The sequence below is a fragment of the Cryobacterium sp. Hz9 genome, assembly GCF_004402825.1.
Taxonomy (GTDB): Bacteria; Actinomycetota; Actinomycetes; order Actinomycetales; family Microbacteriaceae; genus Cryobacterium; species Cryobacterium gelidum.
Map to the genome: position 1 here is coordinate 47,079 of NZ_SOFC01000025.1, position 17,047 is coordinate 64,125.

Here is a 17,047-nt window from a genome sequence, read left to right on the forward strand (position 1 = left end):
GATGACAGGCCAAAGTTCCCGCTCAGTTGGGCACGTTCCCCCCGGCCAGGTCACCCTCGTCGGCGGCGGCCCCGGCGCCGCTGAGCTGCTGACCGCGGCAGCGACCGAGGCGCTCCGGCACGCCGACATCGTGCTGTTCGACCGCCTCGCACCGAATGACGAACTGGCGACGCTCGCACCGAACGCCACTCTCATCGATGTCGGTAAGCGCGCCGGGAGTCACCCGGTGTCACAGACCGGCATCGAACAGTTGATGGTCGATCACGCGTTGAGCGGCAAGCGGGTCGTGCGGCTCAAGGGCGGCGACCCGTATGTATTCGGGCGCGGCAGTGAGGAAGTTCTCGCCTGCCACCGCAATGGCATTGCCGTGACCGTCATTTCCGGAGTCACCAGTGCGATCGCTGTGCCGGCGGCGGCCGGAATTCCGCTGACCCACCGCGGCATGAGCCACGCCTTCACGGTGATCAGCGGCCACGCGCCGCTCACCGAAAATGAGCTGGAAGGTTTGAAACTGCTCGGCAGCACCGTCGTCGTGCTGATGGGCGTGGGTACGTTGCCCACGCTGAGCCAGGGTTTGCTGCGACACGGCATGTCCCCCGACCTTCCCGTGGCGATAATCGAGCGCGGATTCAGTGCCACCCAGCGCACCACCGTGAGCACACTGTCGGCAGTCCTGGCTGATGCCGCCACGGCTGGAGTGCGCAGCCCCGCCGTGCTCGTGATCGGCGAAGTCGTGCGCCTGGCTTTTCGTGGCGACGACGCCGCGGAAGACCTCGTGGCCCGAGCGGCGGCGTTCGCGGTGAGCGACTGATGGCGACAATGAGTGACGGGAGCGGTACGGTTTCGGGTGCCGGGGCTGCAGAATCCGCCGCGTCTGATCTACCCGCACCGGTCTTGCAGCCGAATCAGCTCGAAGGTTTTCGTATCGGTGTCACGAGCGATCGGCGCTCCAGCGACCTCATCGACGCCTTTGAGCGGCGCGGGGCCCGTGTCATGCACGCGCCGACCCTGCGCATCGCGCACGCCGAGCAGGATAGCCCGCTGTTGGAGGACACCCGCACCATGATCGCTGCGCGGCCCGATATTCTGCTCGCCACCACCGGCTACGGCGTGCGGCGTTGGTTCGAGGTGGCCGAGGCAGACGGCATCGGCTCCGAGCTGACCGACGCGCTGGCCGAGGCGATCATTCTGGTACGCGGGCCGAAAGCGCGCGGCGGCATTCGCGCGACCGGGCTGGCTGACTCCGGCATGAGTGACTCGGAGACGACGGCCTCGCTCGTCGACAAGGTTCTGACCGAGTATCCACCCGGGCTCGTCATTGGCATTCAGGTGCACGGTGCCACCGACGAGGTGCAGCTCGACCGGCTGCGCGCCGTGCATCAGCGCGTGCTCATCGTCGCGCCCTACCGCTGGATCGCCGTCGACGACACGGATGAGCGTGTCTACAAGCTCGTCGAGGCGATCTGTGCCCGCCAACTCGACTGCGTCACGTTCACGAGCGCGCCGGCCGTGCACGCCCTGTTCACCGCGGCCGAGGGGATGGAGGTGTATCCCGAGCTGCTCGAGGCGCTGCAGACGCGGGTCTGCGCGGCGGCCGTCGGCCCGGTGACCAGCGCCCCGCTGATCGCGGCCGGGATCACGCCGATTCAGCCGACCCGGTTTCGCATGGGCGCACTGATCCGGCTGGTCTGCGAGCACCTCGAACGGAACATGATCGAACGGGTCGAGACCCGGAACGGGCTCGTGCAGCTGCGCGGCTCGATCGCGCAGATCGGCGACGAGCGCGTGCAGCTGCCGCCGACGGCGCTCGCGATTCTGCGCACGCTCGTGCGGGCACGCGGGGCGGTCGTCTCCCGCGACGACCTCACCCTCGCGCTGGCCGGCGACTCCGACGATCACGCCATGGAGGTTTCACTCAGCCGGCTGCGGCAAACGCTCGGCGTGCCCGGCCTGGTGGCGACCGTGGTGAAGCGCGGCTACCGCCTCAACGTCTAGCTCCCGACACACACGTGCCGGTGCGCTCCCATACGGCCGACGGATCGGGCAGGGGCGCGCACCGGCAATGGCACGGATATGAGCCTTAAATGCGGTCGGTTTCGACGGCGCCGGTTTCTACGGCGCCGGTTTCTGCGGCGCCGGTTTCGACAGCGCCGGTTTCGACAGCGCCGGTTTCTGCGGCGGTTTCTGCGGCGGATACCGCGGCATCCGCTTCAGGGTCCACATCAGCTTCGTCTTCCGGTAGCTCTTCGAGCAGGCCGGGCGGCGGTGTGATCGTGATCAGGCCGTTTTTCACGTCGACGCTCGGCACGATCGCCTTCACGAACGGGATCATGACGTCGCCGGTGGGCGTCTTCACGATCAACAGGTCTTGGGCGGGCAGGTGTTCGAGGCGACCGATGGTGCCAATGCGCACACCGTCCCGCACGACGGCGAGGCCGATGAGCTGGTGGTCATACCAGGCATCTTCTTCATCCGACTGCTCGGCGACGTCCGCGTCGATCCAGAGGATCGCCTTCGCGAGCGTTTCTGCCGCGCTGCGGTCGACAACATCCTTGAAAAAACCGACCGCATGCTGGTTGTACCAGCGCAGCTCGACGAGTTCGATCGTCTTGCCGTGCCAGGTCGAACCGGTCGGAACCTGCAGGGTGAACACGGCGCCCGGAACGAAACGTCGTCCCGGGTCATCCGTGAACAATTCGAGCTTGATTGCTCCCTTGAGGCCGTGAGCCTTGGTCAGGCGCCCCACCCGTAACTGCTGGGTGCGGTCCTTCTCGCTATCGTCCACCGATCTAGAAATCGGTGTCGACGACGTCGACGCGAACGCGTCGACCATCGGCCAGAGCTGCAACGAGGATGCGCAGGGCCTTGGCGGTGCGACCCGCACGACCAATGACCCGGCCGAGGTCCTCGGGGTTCACACGAACCTCGAGCACCTCGCCTCGCGGCGAGTTCTTTTCTGCAACGTGCACATCGTCCGGGTGATCAACGATCCCTTTGACGAGGTGTTCGAGCGCGGGAGCAAGCAACAGTTACGCCTCTTCGGTTGCTTCGGCAGCAACCTCGGTGGCCTTGACGACCGGCTTCTCGGCCTTGGGCTTGAGAACCGGCTTCTTCTTCTCGTCAGCGACGAAAGCGGCCTTCGGCTCCTTCACCTTGACGGTGTTCTTGGCGTTCTTGTCGCCCTTGAAGATACCCCAGTCGCCGGTGAGCTTGAGGAGGGCAGCGACCTGCTCGGTCGGCTGAGCGCCGACGCTGAGCCAGTACTGCGCACGCTCGGACTTGACCTCGATGACCGAGGGCTCCTCCGTGGGGTGGTAGATGCCGATTTCTTCGATGACACGACCGTCGCGCTTGGTGCGCGCGTCGGCAACGACAATGCGGTAGTACGGTGCACGGATCTTGCCCATGCGCTTCAGACGGATTTTGACAGCCACAATTCTCCAGTGTTGATTCGGTGTTTGGCGAACCTTGGGCCGTGAGCGTGGGGGCACACTCGGCATAAGCTCTATAGGATCACGTTGCACCGAGATAGAGGGTCGGGCACAACGGATCGCGACTAATCATTCTGTCAGAGATTGCGCACCCGGTGCTAATCGAAACGTGATAATCGACCAAAACGGCTCTCACCAGCCCATCCAAGGAGCGCCCGTGCCACTCGAATTTGCCCGATCCGCCCGCTCCACCGTGGGCATCGAGTGGGAGGTCGCCCTGGTGGACCGCACCACCGGCGATTTGGTCGGGGTCGCCGACCAGGTGCTCGACGCCCTCCGCGGTCCCGACGGCTCCTCCCATCCGACCATCACCGGTGAACTGCTGCTCAATACGGTCGAGCTGGTTTCCGGTGTGCACGACACGGTGGGCCACGCGGTAGCGGATGTCGCCGGCCAGCTCGGCGAGGTTCGCCGCGTTCTGACCGGCCGTGACGTGGATGTGATCTGTAGCGGATCGCATCCGTTTGCGCAGTGGTTCGACCAGACCGTCACCGACAAGGCGCGTTACCACAAGCTCATTGACCGCACCCAGTGGTGGGGTCGCAACATGATGATCTGGGGCATCCACGTGCACGTGGGTATCGAAGACAAGGCCAAGGTCATCCCGATCATGAACGGCCTGCTCACCTATGTTCCCCACCTGCAGGCGCTGAGTGCCTCGAGCCCGTATTGGGCCGGCGTCGACACCGGCTATGCCAGCAACCGCTCCCTCATGTTCCAGCAGCTGCCGACCGCCGGCCTGCCATGGGATCTGCCCGACTGGGAGGCGTGGGAGCGCTACGTCGATGACATGGCGGTGACCGGCATCATCGACGACGTCACCGAGGTGCGCTGGGATATCCGCCCGTCCCCACGTTGGGGCACGATCGAGGTGCGCGTCTGCGACAGCGTCTCCACCACCGTGGAGCTCGGGGCGATCGCCGCGTTCATCCAATGCCTGGTCGAGTGGATGTCTACCCGCCTCGACGCGGGAGAAGACGTACCGCGCATGCAGCCGTGGTTCGTGCGCGAGAACAAATGGCGGGCGGCGCGTTACGGGCTCGACGCCGAGATCATCCTTGGTGCGGCCGGCGCCGAATGTCTCGTGACCGATGACGTGCGTCGCCTCATCGAGATCCTCTCCCCCGTCGCGGTGCGGCTCGGTTGCCTGCCCGAGCTGCTCAGCCTCCACCGCATCATCGACGACGGCGGCAGTTACCAACGCCAGCTCGCCGTCGCCGCCGCCAACGGCGGGAGCCTGCCAGCCGTGGTCTCCGCGCTCAGCCACGAGCTGGCGCAAGGCCTCGGCAGCTAGAGCAGTTGGGCACGGGCAGGACAACCGGGCACCGTTCACGGCCTCTCAGGCCGTTGGCCCGAGAACTCAGTTGCCGTGCGCCTCGATCGAAACCGGCTGCCATTCGTTCCACGTCGCCAGTCGTGACTCGTAATCCTTCGTCGCGATGCCCAGGGGCGCCTTGCCGAAGAAGATGCGCAGTGGCGGCTTCTGGGCATCGACGACCTTGAGGATCGCGCCCCGGGTGGCCTTCGGGTCACCGGGATCGTTTGCGGAGGGACGATTTGCCGCCGCCTGGCGCACATCGGCGTACTCCGCCATCTGCTCGCTCCGCGAGGCGGAGGGACCCGACCAATCGGTCGAGAAGCCACCGGGTTCCACCAATGTCACGTTGATACCGAAGCCCGCGACCTCCTGGGAGAGGGACTGTGAGAAGCCCTCGAGCGCCCACTTCGACGCATGGTAGATACCGACCGTGGGAAAGGCGCTGATACCGCCGATGCTCGACACCTGGATGATGTGACCCGAACCCTGCTGACGCATAACGGGCACCGCCGCCTGGGTGATCCAGAGCGCGCCGAACAGGTTCGTTTCCATTTGCGCTCGAGCCTCGTCTTCGGTCAATTCCTCGACCATGCCGAAATGACCGTACCCAGCGTTATTGACGACGATATCGAGCCGGCCGAAGTGCTTAGCCGCCTTCTGCACGGCCGCGAAATCCGCATCCCGGTCCGTGACGTCGAGCCGAATCGGCAAAAAAGTATCCGGGTATTGCTCAACGAGAGCATCGAGCGTTTCCAGCTTTCGTGCGGTGCCTGCGACGCTGTCGCCACGCTCCAGCGCCGCTTCCGTCCACTCGCGGCCGAAGCCCTTGGACGCGCCAGTAATGAACCACGTCTTGCTCATGGGTATGTTCCTTTCAATGGATTGCCTACACGGATAACGTTCGACGCGGGCACAAACTTCCCGCCTGCACGGGTCGTCGGGTGTCGCTCTCGCGCCCTGATCGCTCTAACGGTGGCGAACCTACTACGCAACCGGGTGCGGTGGCGACGGGCCGGCGTCGTCGCCCTCGATCGTCACCATCCGCGGGGCAACCGACGGATGGGTGCCGTACCCGTTCCTGGACCCGGCCCGGCGCTAGGGTGTCGTCGCGCCCTACACCATCGCCATCTCCGTTGCCACCGTCGTATTCGCTGAAATCATCTGGGCCGTCAGCAGGTTGCCAGCATGGACTTGATCGCGGCCTTTTCAGCGGAGTCCATGGACAGCCCCCACCCGTACTTTACGTGCACAACATGCTTGGCGTAGGTGCAGTGGTACGAGGCCAGCGGCGGCTGCCACTCCGCCGCGTCCCTATCGGACTTAGACGCGTTGACGTTGTCGGTGACCGCGATGAGCTGACCGTCGCTCAGGCTGTTGGCGAACTGTTGACGCTTGCTCGTTGTCCAGGTCGACGCTCCGGACCCCCAAGCCTCAGACAATGCCACGACGTGGTCGATGTCGACATCCGACGACGCGTAGTTCCAGGCACCGTCATAGACGGAGTACCAGTTTCCCGAGGTCGCTGAACAGGTCGAGCTGGTCACGACGTCGACGCCATCGCGCTGGAGCACTATCTCTCGTGTGTCGCAGCTACCGGATTGCGTGGACCAGTGCGGAAATAAATCTCGGGAGTACCCGGCCGAACCCGTCTCGGCCTTGGTGGCGATCGTGGCCAGCTCGCTGTTGATCGTGCTGAGCGCCGGCGGGTCCGGCGGGGAGGCCAACGCCGGAGTGGCCGTCAGATGAGTCGCCGCAACGACAAGTGCACCGATCAGTAACAGGGCGGGGGGCAGACGTGTCATCGAGACTCCTCGGATCGACCGTGAATCAGAAGTCATCGATTCATCGGATTGCCTCAATACTCTCGGGTAGCGGGTCTGCACCGCAGGCCATTCAGGTGAACACTAGGCAGCCATCGCGCGACGGCCGGTTCGGAGCACCGGCCGCGTCATATCGGCAAGCAGCACTCCGCCTGTGCGTGACGTGGCCTCCGAGCATGATCTCGAGCAGCGTGGCGCCCCGCGTGACAGAGGCGCTGACCCTCCTCCCCGCCGAGCGCGGCAGCGCCGAGCGCTGCAGCGAGTTCAGCAGCCCTCAGGAAAGCACGCGGTGGGCGTACAGGCGTCCGTTGACGATGGCGGCATCCACATGCTGAATCGGTCAGGGCGTGGGTGCTCAGGCGTTCTTGGAGTCGCGCCAGGCCAGCCAGTCGGTGGCGGGCGCGACTTACCGACGCGCAGGTTCGCAGCGTGCCTCTTCGGGCAGGCGGATGCTACCGGCCGAGCATTTTCTGCAGCGCGGCCATTTCGTCCTCGGTCGGGCCGCCGGCCTTGCCCCTGCCGGGCTGGGCGCCGGAGCCGAGGCCGAACCCGGAGCCGCCGGCATCCGCCCGCATGGTCTCACCGGCGGGCTTGACTCCCGAGGCGATCGCAGCATTTTCGGCGGCGCGCTTGGCCGGGTTTCCCGACTTGGAGCCCTTCTTCTTCTGTTGCACCTTCGGCTTGCCGCCGTAACCGGCACCGGGGATCGGGCCCATGCCGGGAATGTTGGGCATGCCTCCCTTGGCCACGGTCTTCATCATCTTGGCGGCCTGCTCGAAGCGTTGCACGAGCTGGTTGACCTCGGTGACGCTCGATCCGGACCCCCGGGCGATGCGCATCCGGCGCGAGCCGTTGAGCAGCTTGGGAGTGGTGCGCTCCAGCTTGGTCATCGACTGGATGATCGCCTCGGTGCGCACGATTTCGCGCTCGTCAAAGTTGTCCAGCTGCGCCTTCATGGCGCCGGCGCCGGGCAGCATGCTCATCATCTTCTTGATCGAACCCATGTTGCGCAGCTGCTGCATCTGGCCGAGGAAGTCGTCGAGGGTGAAGGTGTCGGTCGCGAATTTCTCGGCGACCTTGCGGGCCTCGTCTTCGTCGAACGCGCCCTGCGCTTGCTCGATCAGGGTGAGGATGTCACCGAGGTCGAGGATACGGCCGGCCATGCGGTCGGGGTGGAACGGCTCGAAGTCGTCGAGCCCCTCACCGGTGGAAGCGAACATGATCGGGCGACCGGTGAGGCTCGCGACCGAGAGAGCCGCCCCACCACGGGCGTCGCCGTCAAGCTTGGTGAGCACGACGCCGGTGAAGTCGACGCCGTCCTGGAAGGCCTTCGCTGTGGCGACGGCGTCCTGGCCGATCATGGCGTCGATGACGAAGAGTACTTCGTCGGGATTGATCGCCTTGCGAATGTTGGCGGCCTGCTTCATGAGCTCGGCGTCGACGCCGAGGCGTCCGGCGGTGTCGACGATGACGACGTCGTGCACCTTCTGCAGGGCGTATTTCACGCCGTCGCGGGCGACCTTGACCGGATCGCCGACGCCGTTACCGGGCTCCGGCGCGTACACGGCGACGCCGGCCTGCCTGGCGACGACCTCGAGCTGGGTGACCGCGTTGGGGCGCTGCAGGTCGGCGGCGACCAGCAGCGGCGTGTGGCCGTCTTTGGCGAGCCACTTGGCGAGCTTGCCGGCGAGGGTGGTCTTACCGGCGCCCTGCAGGCCGGCGAGCATGATGATGGTCGGCGGCTTCTTGGCGAATTCCAGCCGACGCTGCTGGCCACCGAGAATGGTGACGAGCTCGTCGTTGACGATCTGCACGACCTGCTGGGCCGGGTTCAGCGCCTTGCTGACCTCGTCGCCCAAGGCGCGCTCCCGCACCTTGCCGGTGAAGTCCTTGACGACCTCGAGGGCGACGTCGGCGTCGAGCAGGGCGCGACGGATCTCACGAACGGTGCCGTCGACATCCGCTGCGCTGAGCTTGCCCTTGGTTCGGAGGTTTTTGAACGTCTCGGCAAGACGATCTGAGAGGTTTCCAAAAGTTGCCATGATGGGCTCAGTTTATCGCAGCCGTTGCGCTCGGTGCGATCAGTCGCTCGACCGCACGGATGACGTTGGCACGCCGGGTCTTGATCACGACCGGGTCGGGCGCGCCGCCGCGCTCCTGCACCGCGCCAGGCTCGTGCAGCCAGGCAGTGGCGATGCCGAAGATGAGGGTTATGAGCTGCACCGGATCCCACGCCGTGTCGACCCGACCGGCGGCCTGGGCCAAGCGGATGCGGCGCACCTGTTCGTCGCGATAACCGAGCATGACTTCCAGGGCCGGCAGCCAGGTGCCGTCGGTTTCGAGGCGCGCCCAGTCGATCATGCGCAGGTGATCGCCGTGGCGCACCGCGTGGTCGAACAGCGCTCCGGCGAAAGCCGGCACGTCGTTGTCGGTCAGCACGGCGTCGCTTGAGAATTCGCGCAGGTTGAGTTCCAACACCTCCAGGAACAGGTGTTTCTTATCGGGGTAGTAGGCGTACAGGCGTTCCTTGCTCGCCGAGGCAGTTTTGGCAATTCGATCTACGCGCGCGCCGGCGAGGCCATAGGCGGCGAACTCCGCGCGTGCCGCTTCCAGAATGCGTGTCTGGGTACCTGCTCCGTCGCGTGCCATACCTCGACTATAACCATTTCCGACACAAAACAAACTAGTTCGTTCGGTGTTGGATAGAGTGGCAGCTATGTCGACCCCCAGCATCAGCACCGATCCGCCCGGTACCGCTCCGGCAAGCCAGGCCATCGCGGCCTCGCCCCCAGCCAACCCGCGCCGGTGGTGGCTACTCGCAATCGTCGCGCTCGCCCAGCTCACCGTCGTGCTCGACGGCACCATCGTGAATATCGCGCTCCCCCAGGCTCAGACCGCGCTCGGTATGAGCGACGGTGACCGCACCTGGGTCGTCACCCTGTACTCGCTCGTGTTCGGTGCGCTGCTGCTGCTCGGCGGGCGCATCGCCGATTTCTGGGGCCGTAAGCGCGCCTTCATCGTGGGTATGGCCGGGTTTGCCATCGCCTCCGCCCTCGGTGGTGCCGCACAGAGCACCTGGGAATTGCTCGCCGCTCGCGGCCTCCAAGGTCTGTTCGCGGCGCTGCTCGCTCCGGCCTCGCTCGCCCTGCTCACCGTGAACTTTCCCGGCGGCAAGGACCGCATCAAGGCATTCGCCGTCTACGGAGCGATTGCCGGCGGTGGCGCAGCCGTCGGCCTCATTCTTGGTGGTGTGCTCACCGAGTACGCGAGCTGGCGCTGGTGCCTCTACGTGAACGTGCCGATCGCCATCGTGGCGATCGCCACTGCCATCCCGGTCATTCGGGAGAGCAAGGCGCACGGCAATACCCGGTACGACATGCCGGGGGCTATTCTCGTGGCGCTCGGTCTCGGATCCCTGGTCTTCGGCTTCGCGCAGGCCGAGAACGGGTGGGGCACCTGGCCCGTGCTCGTCTGCCTCCCGGTGGGACTGGTGCTGCTGGGACTGTTCGTGTGGGTGGAAAGCCGGTCGAACCATCCGCTGCTGCCGCTGCGAATTATGGCCAGCAGGGTGCGCGGCGGGGCTTTTCTCACCGCCCTACTCTCGGGCGCCGCGCTTCTGGGCGGGCTGCTGTTCCTCACGCTCTATCTTCAAATCGTGTTGGGATACACCCCGATTCAGTCCGGTCTTGCCGCATTGCCGATGACCGCGACAATCATGATCGGTGCGGGGGTGCTGTCAAAGTTCCTGGCCCGCACCGGCGTGCGTATCCCGATGACCGTCGGCCCGATTGTGGGTGCGGCCGGGCTGCTCTGGCTCACCGGCATCACGGTGGGTGGCAACTACGCGCTGGCGGTGCTGCCCGGGCTTATTCTGCTCGGCGTCGGCCTGGCCATGATCTTCGTACCCTTGCAGAATGTGGCGCTGTCGGGGATCGCCGAACACGACGCCGGTGCCGCGAGCGCAGCGGTAACGGCCATGCAGCAGATTGGAGGATCGCTCGGAACCGCGCTGTTCACCGCGCTGTACACGGCCGCCGTGAGCGGGTACCTGGTCGGGAAGGTACCCTCGCAGGCCGTGCAGTTCGGCGCGCTCGTGAGCGGATACCAATCGGCTTTTCTGTGGGCGGCCATCATCATGTTCGCGGCGGCGCCCATCGCATTCTTCCTGGTGCGCCCGAGCAAGGAAGATCTGCTCGGCTCGGAGCCCGCTGTGCACCTCGGGTAGCACCTCGGGTAGCACTTCAGCCAGGCACGAAGGTAGCCGGGGTTCAGTTGTCGAGGGCTACCAACACCGTGTCGCCGTGCACGTCGATCGTGACCACGAGCAGGCCGTCGGTGTCGTCGGGGCTGATGGCGTATTCGAGAATCGCGAAATGTGCCTCGTTGCCGCTGTGGTGCGGGTGGAAGCCGATGCGCTGGAGGCGCAGCGAGCGCAGGAAATCGATCTGCTGATCACCGGAATCCCAGATGATAGCGTCTTCGATCGCCTCGGGCTCCATCTCATCCAGCTGCTCGGCGATGTACTGACTCGTCACCGAGACCTCGGCCGACAGATCGGCGACGAGGGACTCGCGCACCTGGGAGTCGAGGTCCTCGATGGAACCGATCATGGCCGCGGCAATGTCGAGGGCCTCAGCGGTGACCGAGGCTTCATCGGGCGCACTGAGGTCGATTTCGACGCTCTGGTCACCCAGCTCGGCCGACTCGGACCAATAGACCTCGCCCTCATCTTCGTCGCCGAGTATTCCGAAGAAATCGTGTTCGATGCTCATACTGCCCTCATTGTCCCTAAAGTTCTTTGATGCTCGATCAGCCGACGAGTTTCTGGGCGAACACGTGCGGGGTGAAACCGGTGAGGTCGTTGATGCCCTCACCCTGTCCGACCAGTTTGATGGGAATACCGGTCCTCTCCTGCACGGCCAGCACGAAGCCACCGCGCGCGGAGCCGTCGAGCTTGGTCAGCACGAGGCCGGTCACCCCGGCGTGTTCAATGAACGCCTCGGCCTGGGCGAGTCCGTTCTGTCCGGTCGTCGCGTCAAGAACGAGCAGCACCTCGGCAATCGGGCCCTGCTTTTCGACGACTCGGCGAATCTTGGTGAGCTCGTCCATGAGGCCGCCCTTGGTCTGCAAGCGCCCAGCGGTATCGATGAGCACGATTTCGATGCCCTCGTTCTTCGCCTTCTCGACGGTTTGAAAGGCGACGGATGCCGGATCCTGGCCCGTCATCTGCGGCTTCACGATTTGCGCCCCCGCCCGTTCGGCCCACGTCGACAGCTGCTCGACGGCACCGGCACGGAACGTGTCAGCGGCGCCGATCACGACGCTGCGGCCGTAGGTGTGCAGAAACTTGGCAAACTTGCCGATCGTGGTCGTTTTACCGACGCCGTTGACGCCGACGACGAGCACGACGGCTGGACGCTCGGAGAGCGTCAGGGTGGAATCGAGCACCGAGAGCCGCTCTTCGATGCCCTCGCGCAGCATCCGCTGTAAATCAACCGGGTCGGTCGTGTTGTACCTGGCGACCTTCGCGCGCAGGTCTGTGATGACCGCTTCGGTCACGGTGGGGCCGAAATCGGCCTGCAGCAGGGCGTCCTCGAGGTCGTCCCAGCTGTCGGCGTCGATGGTCTTCTTCGCGAACATTCCGCGCAGCGCGCCGGAGAGGGACCAGGGGGTGCGTTCAGCCATGTCCCTAGCCTACGGGGGCTACACCGTCTTGCGCGGCGCCCGCCTAGCGCCTGCTCCGTTCCCTGCACCCTGTGTGACGCTTCGTGACAGCGTGTGACAACACGTGACCCCCCTCGCTGTCCCCTCTTCGCGCGGCGCACTAGCGTGAGAAGCGTTGCTCCGGTTCGTGAACACCGGGGCGACGCCGCAAACAGAGGGAGCCGACGTGCCGAACGAAACCGAGACGGTGCACACCACTGCGGCAGGGGCCGCGAACGCACCGGTGACAGCGACCACGCTGCCCGCAGCACGACCACCGCGGCCATCCACCCGCCCGAACGGCCAGTGGAAGATCGACGGCACCGAACCGCTCAACGGCAATGAGGTCTGGAAGCAGGTCGACAACGGCCTGGCCGTGCGCGGCCGCATCGAGGAGATCTACTCCAAGCAGGGCTTCGATTCCATTGACGGAACCGACCTGCACGGCCGTTTTCGCTGGTGGGGCCTCTACACGCAGCGCAAGCCCGGCATCGACGGCGGCAAGACCGCCACCCTCGAGCCCGAAGAACTCGAAGACCGCTACTTCATGCTGCGCGTGCGCATCGACGGTGGCCAGCTCACGACCGAGCAGGCCCGCGTGATCGGCGAGGTCTCCCGCGACTTCGGCCGCGATACCGCCGACATCACCGACCGCCAGAACATTCAGCTGCACTGGATCCAGATCGAGGACATGCCCGAGATCTGGCGCCGCCTCGAAGCCGTCGGCCTTGAAACCACCCAGGCCTGCGGTGATGTGCCACGCGTGTTCCTCGGCTCCCCCGTGGCCGGTATCGCCGCCGACGAACTCATCGACCCCACCGAGTCGATCAACGAGCTCGCCCGCAAGTTTCTCGGCACCGACGAGTTCGCCAATCTGCCGCGCAAGTTCAAGACCGCCATCACCGGTCACCCCAGCCAGGACGTCGTCCACGAGATCAACGACATCGGCCTCGTCGCCGTCGAGCACCCCGAACTCGGTATCGGCTACGACCTGTGGGTCGGCGGCGCGCTCAGCACCACCCCGCGCCTGGCCGAACGCCTCGGCGCGTTCGTGGCCGAAGACAAAGTGTCCGAGGTCTGGCGCGGCGTCGCGTCCATCTTTCGGGACTACGGCTACCGCCGCCTGCGCGGCAAGGCACGCCTGAAATTCCTCCTCGCCGAATGGGGTCCCGAGAAGTTCCGTCGTATTCTCGAAGACGAATACCTCGGCTACACCCTGCCGGACGGCCCCGCCGCGCCCCGCCCGAAGACGCAGGGCGACCACATCGGAGTGCACAAGCAGAAGGACGGCCGCTTCTACATCGGCGTGGCCCCGTTCGTCGGCCGCGTCTCCGGGCAGACCCTCGTGAAGCTCGCCGACCTGCTCGAGGCCCACGGTTCGACCCGGCTGCGCACGACTCCGCACCAGAAGATCGTGGTGCTCGACGTCGCCGAGGAGCACGTGGAACCGCTCATCGCGGCCCTCGACGAGATCGGCCTGTCGGCCCGCCCGAGCCTGTTCCGCCGCTCCACCGTGGCCTGCACCGGAATCGAGTTCTGCAAGCTCGCCATCGTCGAGACCAAGCAGTCCGCAACGGATGCCATCCTCGAGCTTGAACAGCGCCTCGCCGACATCGACGCCCCGCACCCCATCACCCTGCACGTGAACGGATGCCCGAACTCCTGCGCCCGTATCCAGACCGCGGACATCGGGTTGAAGGGCCAGCTGCTGCCGGACGGCAACGGCGGCTCCACCCCCGGCTTCCAGGTGCACCTCGGAGGCGGACTCGCCTCCGTCGACCGCGACGAGGCCGGTCTCGGCCGCACCGTGCGCGGCCTCAAGGTGACCGCCGAAGACCTCGCCGACTACGTCGAACGCCTCGTGCGGCGCTTTTTGGCCGCCCGCACCAACGACGAAACCTTTGCCCAGTGGGCGCACCGCGCCGACGAGGAGGACCTCAAATGAGCGCCATCAACCTGAACGCGCGCGCTCGCAGCAACAGCCCCGCGGCATCCGCTGCGCCCGCTCGTGCGTTGCCGGAGCGCCGGCCGGCCGCCGAGCTGCAAGCCCTCGCCGAGCAGGGTTCGGCCGAACTCGCTCAGGCCGCCGCAGCCAACGGCCGTGAGGCCACCGCCGCCGAGGTCATCGCCTGGGTCGCCCGAAACTTCAGCGCCGACGCCGTGGCCGTCGCCTGCTCCATGGCCGACGCGGTGCTGCCCGAGATCGTGTCGCAGCAGCTGCCCGGCATCGACGTGCTCTTTCTCGATACCGGCTATCATTTCGCCGAAACCTATGAGACTCGCGACGCCGTCGCGGCGACCTTGGCGGTCACCGTCGTCGACGTGCTGCCGCTGACGACGGTGCCGGAGCAGGACGCCGAGCATGGCGCCGAGCTGTTCGCCCGGGATCCCAATGCCTGCTGCGCGATGCGTAAGGTCGAACCCTTGCAGCGCTCACTCGGCGGCTACGAACTCTGGTTCACCGGTGTACGCCGCGATGAAGCACCCACCCGCGCCAACACGCCGCTCGTCATCTGGGACGAACGCAACGGCCTGGTCAAGGTGAACCCGGTCGCCGCCTGGAGTTACGACGAGCTCATGGACTACGCCACCCGGCACCACGTTCCCGTGAACGTGCTGCTCTCCCAGGGCTACCCCTCCATCGGCTGTGCCCCCTGCACCCAGCCCGTCGCGGCGGGTGCCGATCCCCGTTCCGGCCGCTGGGCCACCCTCGAGAAGACAGAATGCGGGCTCCACCTATGACCATCGCAACTTCACACCGCCTGTCCGAACTTGATGTGCTCGAGAGTGAAGCGATCCACATCATCCGCGAGGTCGTCGCCGAGTTCGAACGCCCCGTACTGCTGTTCAGCGGCGGCAAGGACTCCGTCGTCGTACTGCACCTCGCCGCGAAGGCGTTCTGGCCCGGCAGGATTCCGTTCTCCCTGCTGCACGTGGACACCGGTCACAACTTTCCCGAGGTGCTCGAGTTTCGTGACAAGACCGTCGCCGCGCACGGCGTACGCCTGACCGTCGCCAAGGTCGAGGATTACATCGCCGACGGCCGCCTGGCGGAACGCGCCGATGGCACCCGCAACCCCCTGCAGACCCTCCCTCTGCTCGACGCCATCGCAGCCGGTCGGCACGACGCCGTCTTCGGCGGTGCCCGTCGCGACGAAGACAAAGCGCGTGCGAAGGAGCGCATCCTCTCGCTGCGCGACGAATTCGGGCAGTGGGACCCGCGCAACCAACGCCCCGAACTGTGGAACCTCTACAACGGCCGCCACACCGTGGGACAGCACGTGCGCGCCTTCCCGATCAGCAACTGGACCGAACTCAACGTCTGGCGCTATATCGAACGCGAGAACATCGAACTGCCCCCGCTCTACTACGCCCACGAGCGTGAGGTCTACCGCCGCGACGACATGTGGCGCGCCGTCAGCCCGGTCAGCCCGGCACGGGCCGACGAGACGATCGAACTTCGCACCGTGCGCTACCGCACGGTGGGCGATATGAGCTGCACCGGCGCGGTCGACTCGGCAGCGGCATCCGTTGCCGATGTCGTCCGCGAGGTGGGAGTGAGCACCATCACCGAACGCGGCGCGACCCGCGCCGACGACCGCATCTCCGAGGCCGCCATGGAAGACCGCAAAAAGGAAGGATATTTCTAATGAAGAATATGCTCCGTTTGGGCGCCCTCATGCTGGGAACGTCACTTCTGCTCGGTGGATGCGCCGCCACGGCCAGCACCGAGCCCGCCACCGACCAGGGTCCAGCCGCCGAACTTCGCCTGGGTTACTTCGACAACGTCACCCACGCCGCAGCGCTCGTCGGGCTGCAGAACGGCTACTTCGCGGATGCCCTCGGCGACACGAAACTGAGCACCCAGATCTTCAACGCCGGCCCGGCCGCCGTTGAGGCGCTCAGCGCCGGCGCCATCGACGCCGCCTACATCGGCCCGAGTCCAGCGGTGAACACGTTCATCCAGAGCCGCGGCGAGTCGGCCGTCATCGTGGCCGGAGCTGCCAGCGGAGGTGCCGCACTCGTCGTGCGTGACGGCATCGACAACGCGGCCGACCTGGCCGGCACCATCCTCGCCACCCCGCAGCTCGGTAATACCCAGGATGTCGCCCTGCGTTCCTGGCTCAATGATGAGGGCTACACGACCAGTACGACCGGCGGCGGCGAGGTCAATGTCTCCCCGACAGAGAACGCGCAGACCCTGACCCTGTTCCAGAGTGGCAAGATCGACGGCGCCTGGCTGCCCGAACCGTGGGTGTCCCGACTCGTGCTCGAGGCCGGAGGCCACGTTCTCGTGAACGAAGCAGACCTGTGGGAGAACGGCGACTTTCCCACGACCGTGCTGCTCGTGCGCAAGGCCTTTCTCGAGGAGCACCCCGACACCGTGAGCGCCCTGCTCGAAGGGCACGTCACCGCGGTCGACTGGCTCACCCAGCACCCGGCCGACGCAGCGACCGTCATCAACGCGAAACTCACGGCCGACACCGGCAAGGCTCTGGCCGACGACGTGCTGGCCCGCGCCCTGACCGAAGTGAAATTCAATGTCGACCCGTTGGCGTCGACCTTTCCGATCTCGCTCGCCGAGGCGGTCAAGGCCGGCATCGGCAAGGACGGCGACCTGAACGGTCTGTTCAACGTGGCACTGCTGAACGCCGTACTGGCCAAGCACGCCGAAGAACCGGTCTCGGCCGGCGGATTGGGAACGGAATAAACGC

Annotated in this window: 17 protein-coding genes; 8 read left to right on the top strand and 9 right to left on the bottom strand. The window is 66.0% G+C overall.

What is annotated here, in order from left to right:
* Nucleotide 1: 1 nt before the first annotated feature.
* Nucleotides 2-811 (top strand): uroporphyrinogen-III C-methyltransferase, encoded by an 810-nt coding sequence (cobA, locus tag E3N85_RS15555; protein WP_134464799.1) that lies wholly within the window; start codon nucleotides 2-4, stop codon nucleotides 809-811.
* An 8-nt stretch (nucleotides 812-819) separates the two neighbouring features.
* Nucleotides 820-1,995 carry a uroporphyrinogen-III synthase gene (locus E3N85_RS15560; protein WP_134464801.1) on the top strand — a complete coding sequence of 392 codons (1,176 nt, stop codon included), beginning with the start codon at nucleotides 820-822 and terminating at the stop codon, nucleotides 1,993-1,995.
* An 85-nt stretch (nucleotides 1,996-2,080) separates the two neighbouring features.
* On the opposite strand, the gene rimM is transcribed toward E3N85_RS15560, so the two are convergent.
* Genes rimM through rpsP form a run of 3 tightly spaced genes read right to left on the bottom strand, consistent with a single transcriptional unit; the run spans nucleotide 2,081 to nucleotide 3,434 of the window.
* Nucleotides 2,081-2,833: a ribosome maturation factor RimM gene (rimM, locus tag E3N85_RS15565; RefSeq protein ID WP_134464803.1), complete on the bottom strand. Its 753-nt coding sequence runs from the start codon at nucleotides 2,831-2,833 to the stop codon at nucleotides 2,081-2,083.
* A complete protein-coding gene (locus tag E3N85_RS15570) occupies nucleotides 2,790-3,026 on the bottom strand; it encodes an RNA-binding protein (protein ID WP_134464805.1) in 237 nt (78 codons plus the stop codon). Before E3N85_RS15570 ends, rimM begins: the two co-directional genes overlap by 44 nt.
* 3 nt (nucleotides 3,027-3,029) lie before the next feature.
* A complete protein-coding gene (rpsP, locus tag E3N85_RS15575; RefSeq protein ID WP_134464807.1) occupies nucleotides 3,030-3,434 on the bottom strand; it encodes a 30S ribosomal protein S16 in 405 nt (134 codons plus the stop codon).
* Between the two features lie 214 nt (nucleotides 3,435-3,648).
* Between rpsP and E3N85_RS15580 the strand changes: the two genes are divergently transcribed.
* Nucleotides 3,649-4,785 (top strand): glutamate--cysteine ligase, encoded by a 1,137-nt coding sequence (locus tag E3N85_RS15580; RefSeq protein WP_134464809.1) that lies wholly within the window; start codon nucleotides 3,649-3,651, stop codon nucleotides 4,783-4,785.
* A 66-nt stretch (nucleotides 4,786-4,851) separates the two neighbouring features.
* On the opposite strand, the gene E3N85_RS15585 is transcribed toward E3N85_RS15580, so the two are convergent.
* The 4 genes from E3N85_RS15585 to E3N85_RS15600 form a co-directional block, all read right to left on the bottom strand.
* Nucleotides 4,852-5,670 (bottom strand): SDR family oxidoreductase, encoded by an 819-nt coding sequence (locus tag E3N85_RS15585; protein ID WP_134464811.1) that lies wholly within the window; start codon nucleotides 5,668-5,670, stop codon nucleotides 4,852-4,854.
* A 308-nt stretch (nucleotides 5,671-5,978) separates the two neighbouring features.
* Entirely contained in the window at nucleotides 5,979-6,611 is a 633-nt protein-coding gene (locus E3N85_RS15590) for an HNH endonuclease family protein (RefSeq protein WP_134464813.1), read from the bottom strand.
* 470 nt (nucleotides 6,612-7,081) lie between these two features.
* The gene (gene ffh, locus E3N85_RS15595) at nucleotides 7,082-8,671 is read right to left on the bottom strand and encodes a signal recognition particle protein (protein ID WP_134464815.1); all 1,590 of its coding nucleotides are present in this window, start codon (nucleotides 8,669-8,671) and stop codon (nucleotides 7,082-7,084) included.
* 7 nt (nucleotides 8,672-8,678) lie between these two features.
* A complete protein-coding gene (locus E3N85_RS15600) occupies nucleotides 8,679-9,278 on the bottom strand; it encodes a TetR family transcriptional regulator (RefSeq protein ID WP_166783981.1) in 600 nt (199 codons plus the stop codon).
* A gap of 67 nt (nucleotides 9,279-9,345) precedes the next feature.
* Between E3N85_RS15600 and E3N85_RS15605 the strand changes: the two genes are divergently transcribed.
* A complete protein-coding gene (locus E3N85_RS15605; RefSeq protein WP_134464819.1) occupies nucleotides 9,346-10,854 on the top strand; it encodes an MFS transporter in 1,509 nt (502 codons plus the stop codon).
* A 43-nt stretch (nucleotides 10,855-10,897) separates the two neighbouring features.
* Here E3N85_RS15605 and E3N85_RS15610 read toward each other — a convergent pair whose 3' ends face one another.
* Both E3N85_RS15610 and ftsY read right to left on the bottom strand, forming a co-directional pair.
* Nucleotides 10,898-11,401, bottom strand: a complete 504-nt coding sequence (locus E3N85_RS15610; RefSeq protein WP_134464821.1) for a DUF2004 domain-containing protein — start codon at nucleotides 11,399-11,401, stop codon at nucleotides 10,898-10,900.
* A gap of 37 nt (nucleotides 11,402-11,438) precedes the next feature.
* The gene (gene ftsY, locus E3N85_RS15615; RefSeq protein WP_134464823.1) at nucleotides 11,439-12,314 is read right to left on the bottom strand and encodes a signal recognition particle-docking protein FtsY; all 876 of its coding nucleotides are present in this window, start codon (nucleotides 12,312-12,314) and stop codon (nucleotides 11,439-11,441) included.
* 226 nt (nucleotides 12,315-12,540) lie between these two features.
* Here ftsY and E3N85_RS15620 point away from each other — a divergent pair, with 226 nt between their 5' ends.
* The 4 genes from E3N85_RS15620 to E3N85_RS15635 are packed head-to-tail and all read left to right on the top strand — an operon-like array spanning nucleotide 12,541 to nucleotide 17,043.
* Nucleotides 12,541-14,277, top strand: coding sequence for a nitrite/sulfite reductase (locus tag E3N85_RS15620; protein WP_134464910.1), 1,737 nt, complete (start codon nucleotides 12,541-12,543; stop codon nucleotides 14,275-14,277).
* Nucleotides 14,274-15,074, top strand: coding sequence for a phosphoadenylyl-sulfate reductase (locus tag E3N85_RS15625; RefSeq protein WP_134464825.1), 801 nt, complete (start codon nucleotides 14,274-14,276; stop codon nucleotides 15,072-15,074). Before E3N85_RS15620 ends, E3N85_RS15625 begins: the two co-directional genes overlap by 4 nt.
* Nucleotides 15,071-15,982 (top strand): sulfate adenylyltransferase subunit CysD, encoded by a 912-nt coding sequence (gene cysD / locus E3N85_RS15630; protein WP_174722504.1) that lies wholly within the window; start codon nucleotides 15,071-15,073, stop codon nucleotides 15,980-15,982. The genes E3N85_RS15625 and cysD overlap by 4 nt, the downstream gene beginning before the upstream one ends.
* Nucleotides 15,982-17,043, top strand: coding sequence for an ABC transporter substrate-binding protein (locus E3N85_RS15635; protein WP_134464829.1), 1,062 nt, complete (start codon nucleotides 15,982-15,984; stop codon nucleotides 17,041-17,043). The genes cysD and E3N85_RS15635 overlap by 1 nt, the downstream gene beginning before the upstream one ends.
* Nucleotides 17,044-17,047 lie beyond the last annotated feature (4 nt).

Bases quoted from the DNA above. Each gene is read 5' to 3' on its own strand.
- cysD (WP_174722504.1), top strand. From the start codon at position 15,071: ATGACCATCGCAACTTCACACCGCCTGTCCGAACTTGATGTGCTCGAG.
- cobA (WP_134464799.1), top strand. From the start codon at position 2: ATGACAGGCCAAAGTTCCCGCTCAGTTGGGCACGTTCCCCCCGGCCAG.
- E3N85_RS15625 (WP_134464825.1), top strand. From the start codon at position 14,274: ATGAGCGCCATCAACCTGAACGCGCGCGCTCGCAGCAACAGCCCCGCG.
- E3N85_RS15585 (WP_134464811.1), bottom strand. From the start codon at position 5,670: ATGAGCAAGACGTGGTTCATTACTGGCGCGTCCAAGGGCTTCGGCCGC.
- ftsY (WP_134464823.1), bottom strand. From the start codon at position 12,314: ATGGCTGAACGCACCCCCTGGTCCCTCTCCGGCGCGCTGCGCGGAATG.
- E3N85_RS15600 (WP_166783981.1), bottom strand. From the start codon at position 9,278: ATGGCACGCGACGGAGCAGGTACCCAGACACGCATTCTGGAAGCGGCA.
- ffh (WP_134464815.1), bottom strand. From the start codon at position 8,671: ATGGCAACTTTTGGAAACCTCTCAGATCGTCTTGCCGAGACGTTCAAA.
- rimM (WP_134464803.1), bottom strand. From the start codon at position 2,833: ATGGTCGACGCGTTCGCGTCGACGTCGTCGACACCGATTTCTAGATCG.
- E3N85_RS15635 (WP_134464829.1), top strand. From the start codon at position 15,982: ATGAAGAATATGCTCCGTTTGGGCGCCCTCATGCTGGGAACGTCACTT.
- E3N85_RS15590 (WP_134464813.1), bottom strand. From the start codon at position 6,611: ATGACACGTCTGCCCCCCGCCCTGTTACTGATCGGTGCACTTGTCGTT.
- E3N85_RS15605 (WP_134464819.1), top strand. From the start codon at position 9,346: ATGTCGACCCCCAGCATCAGCACCGATCCGCCCGGTACCGCTCCGGCA.
- E3N85_RS15560 (WP_134464801.1), top strand. From the start codon at position 820: ATGAGTGACGGGAGCGGTACGGTTTCGGGTGCCGGGGCTGCAGAATCC.
- E3N85_RS15610 (WP_134464821.1), bottom strand. From the start codon at position 11,401: ATGAGCATCGAACACGATTTCTTCGGAATACTCGGCGACGAAGATGAG.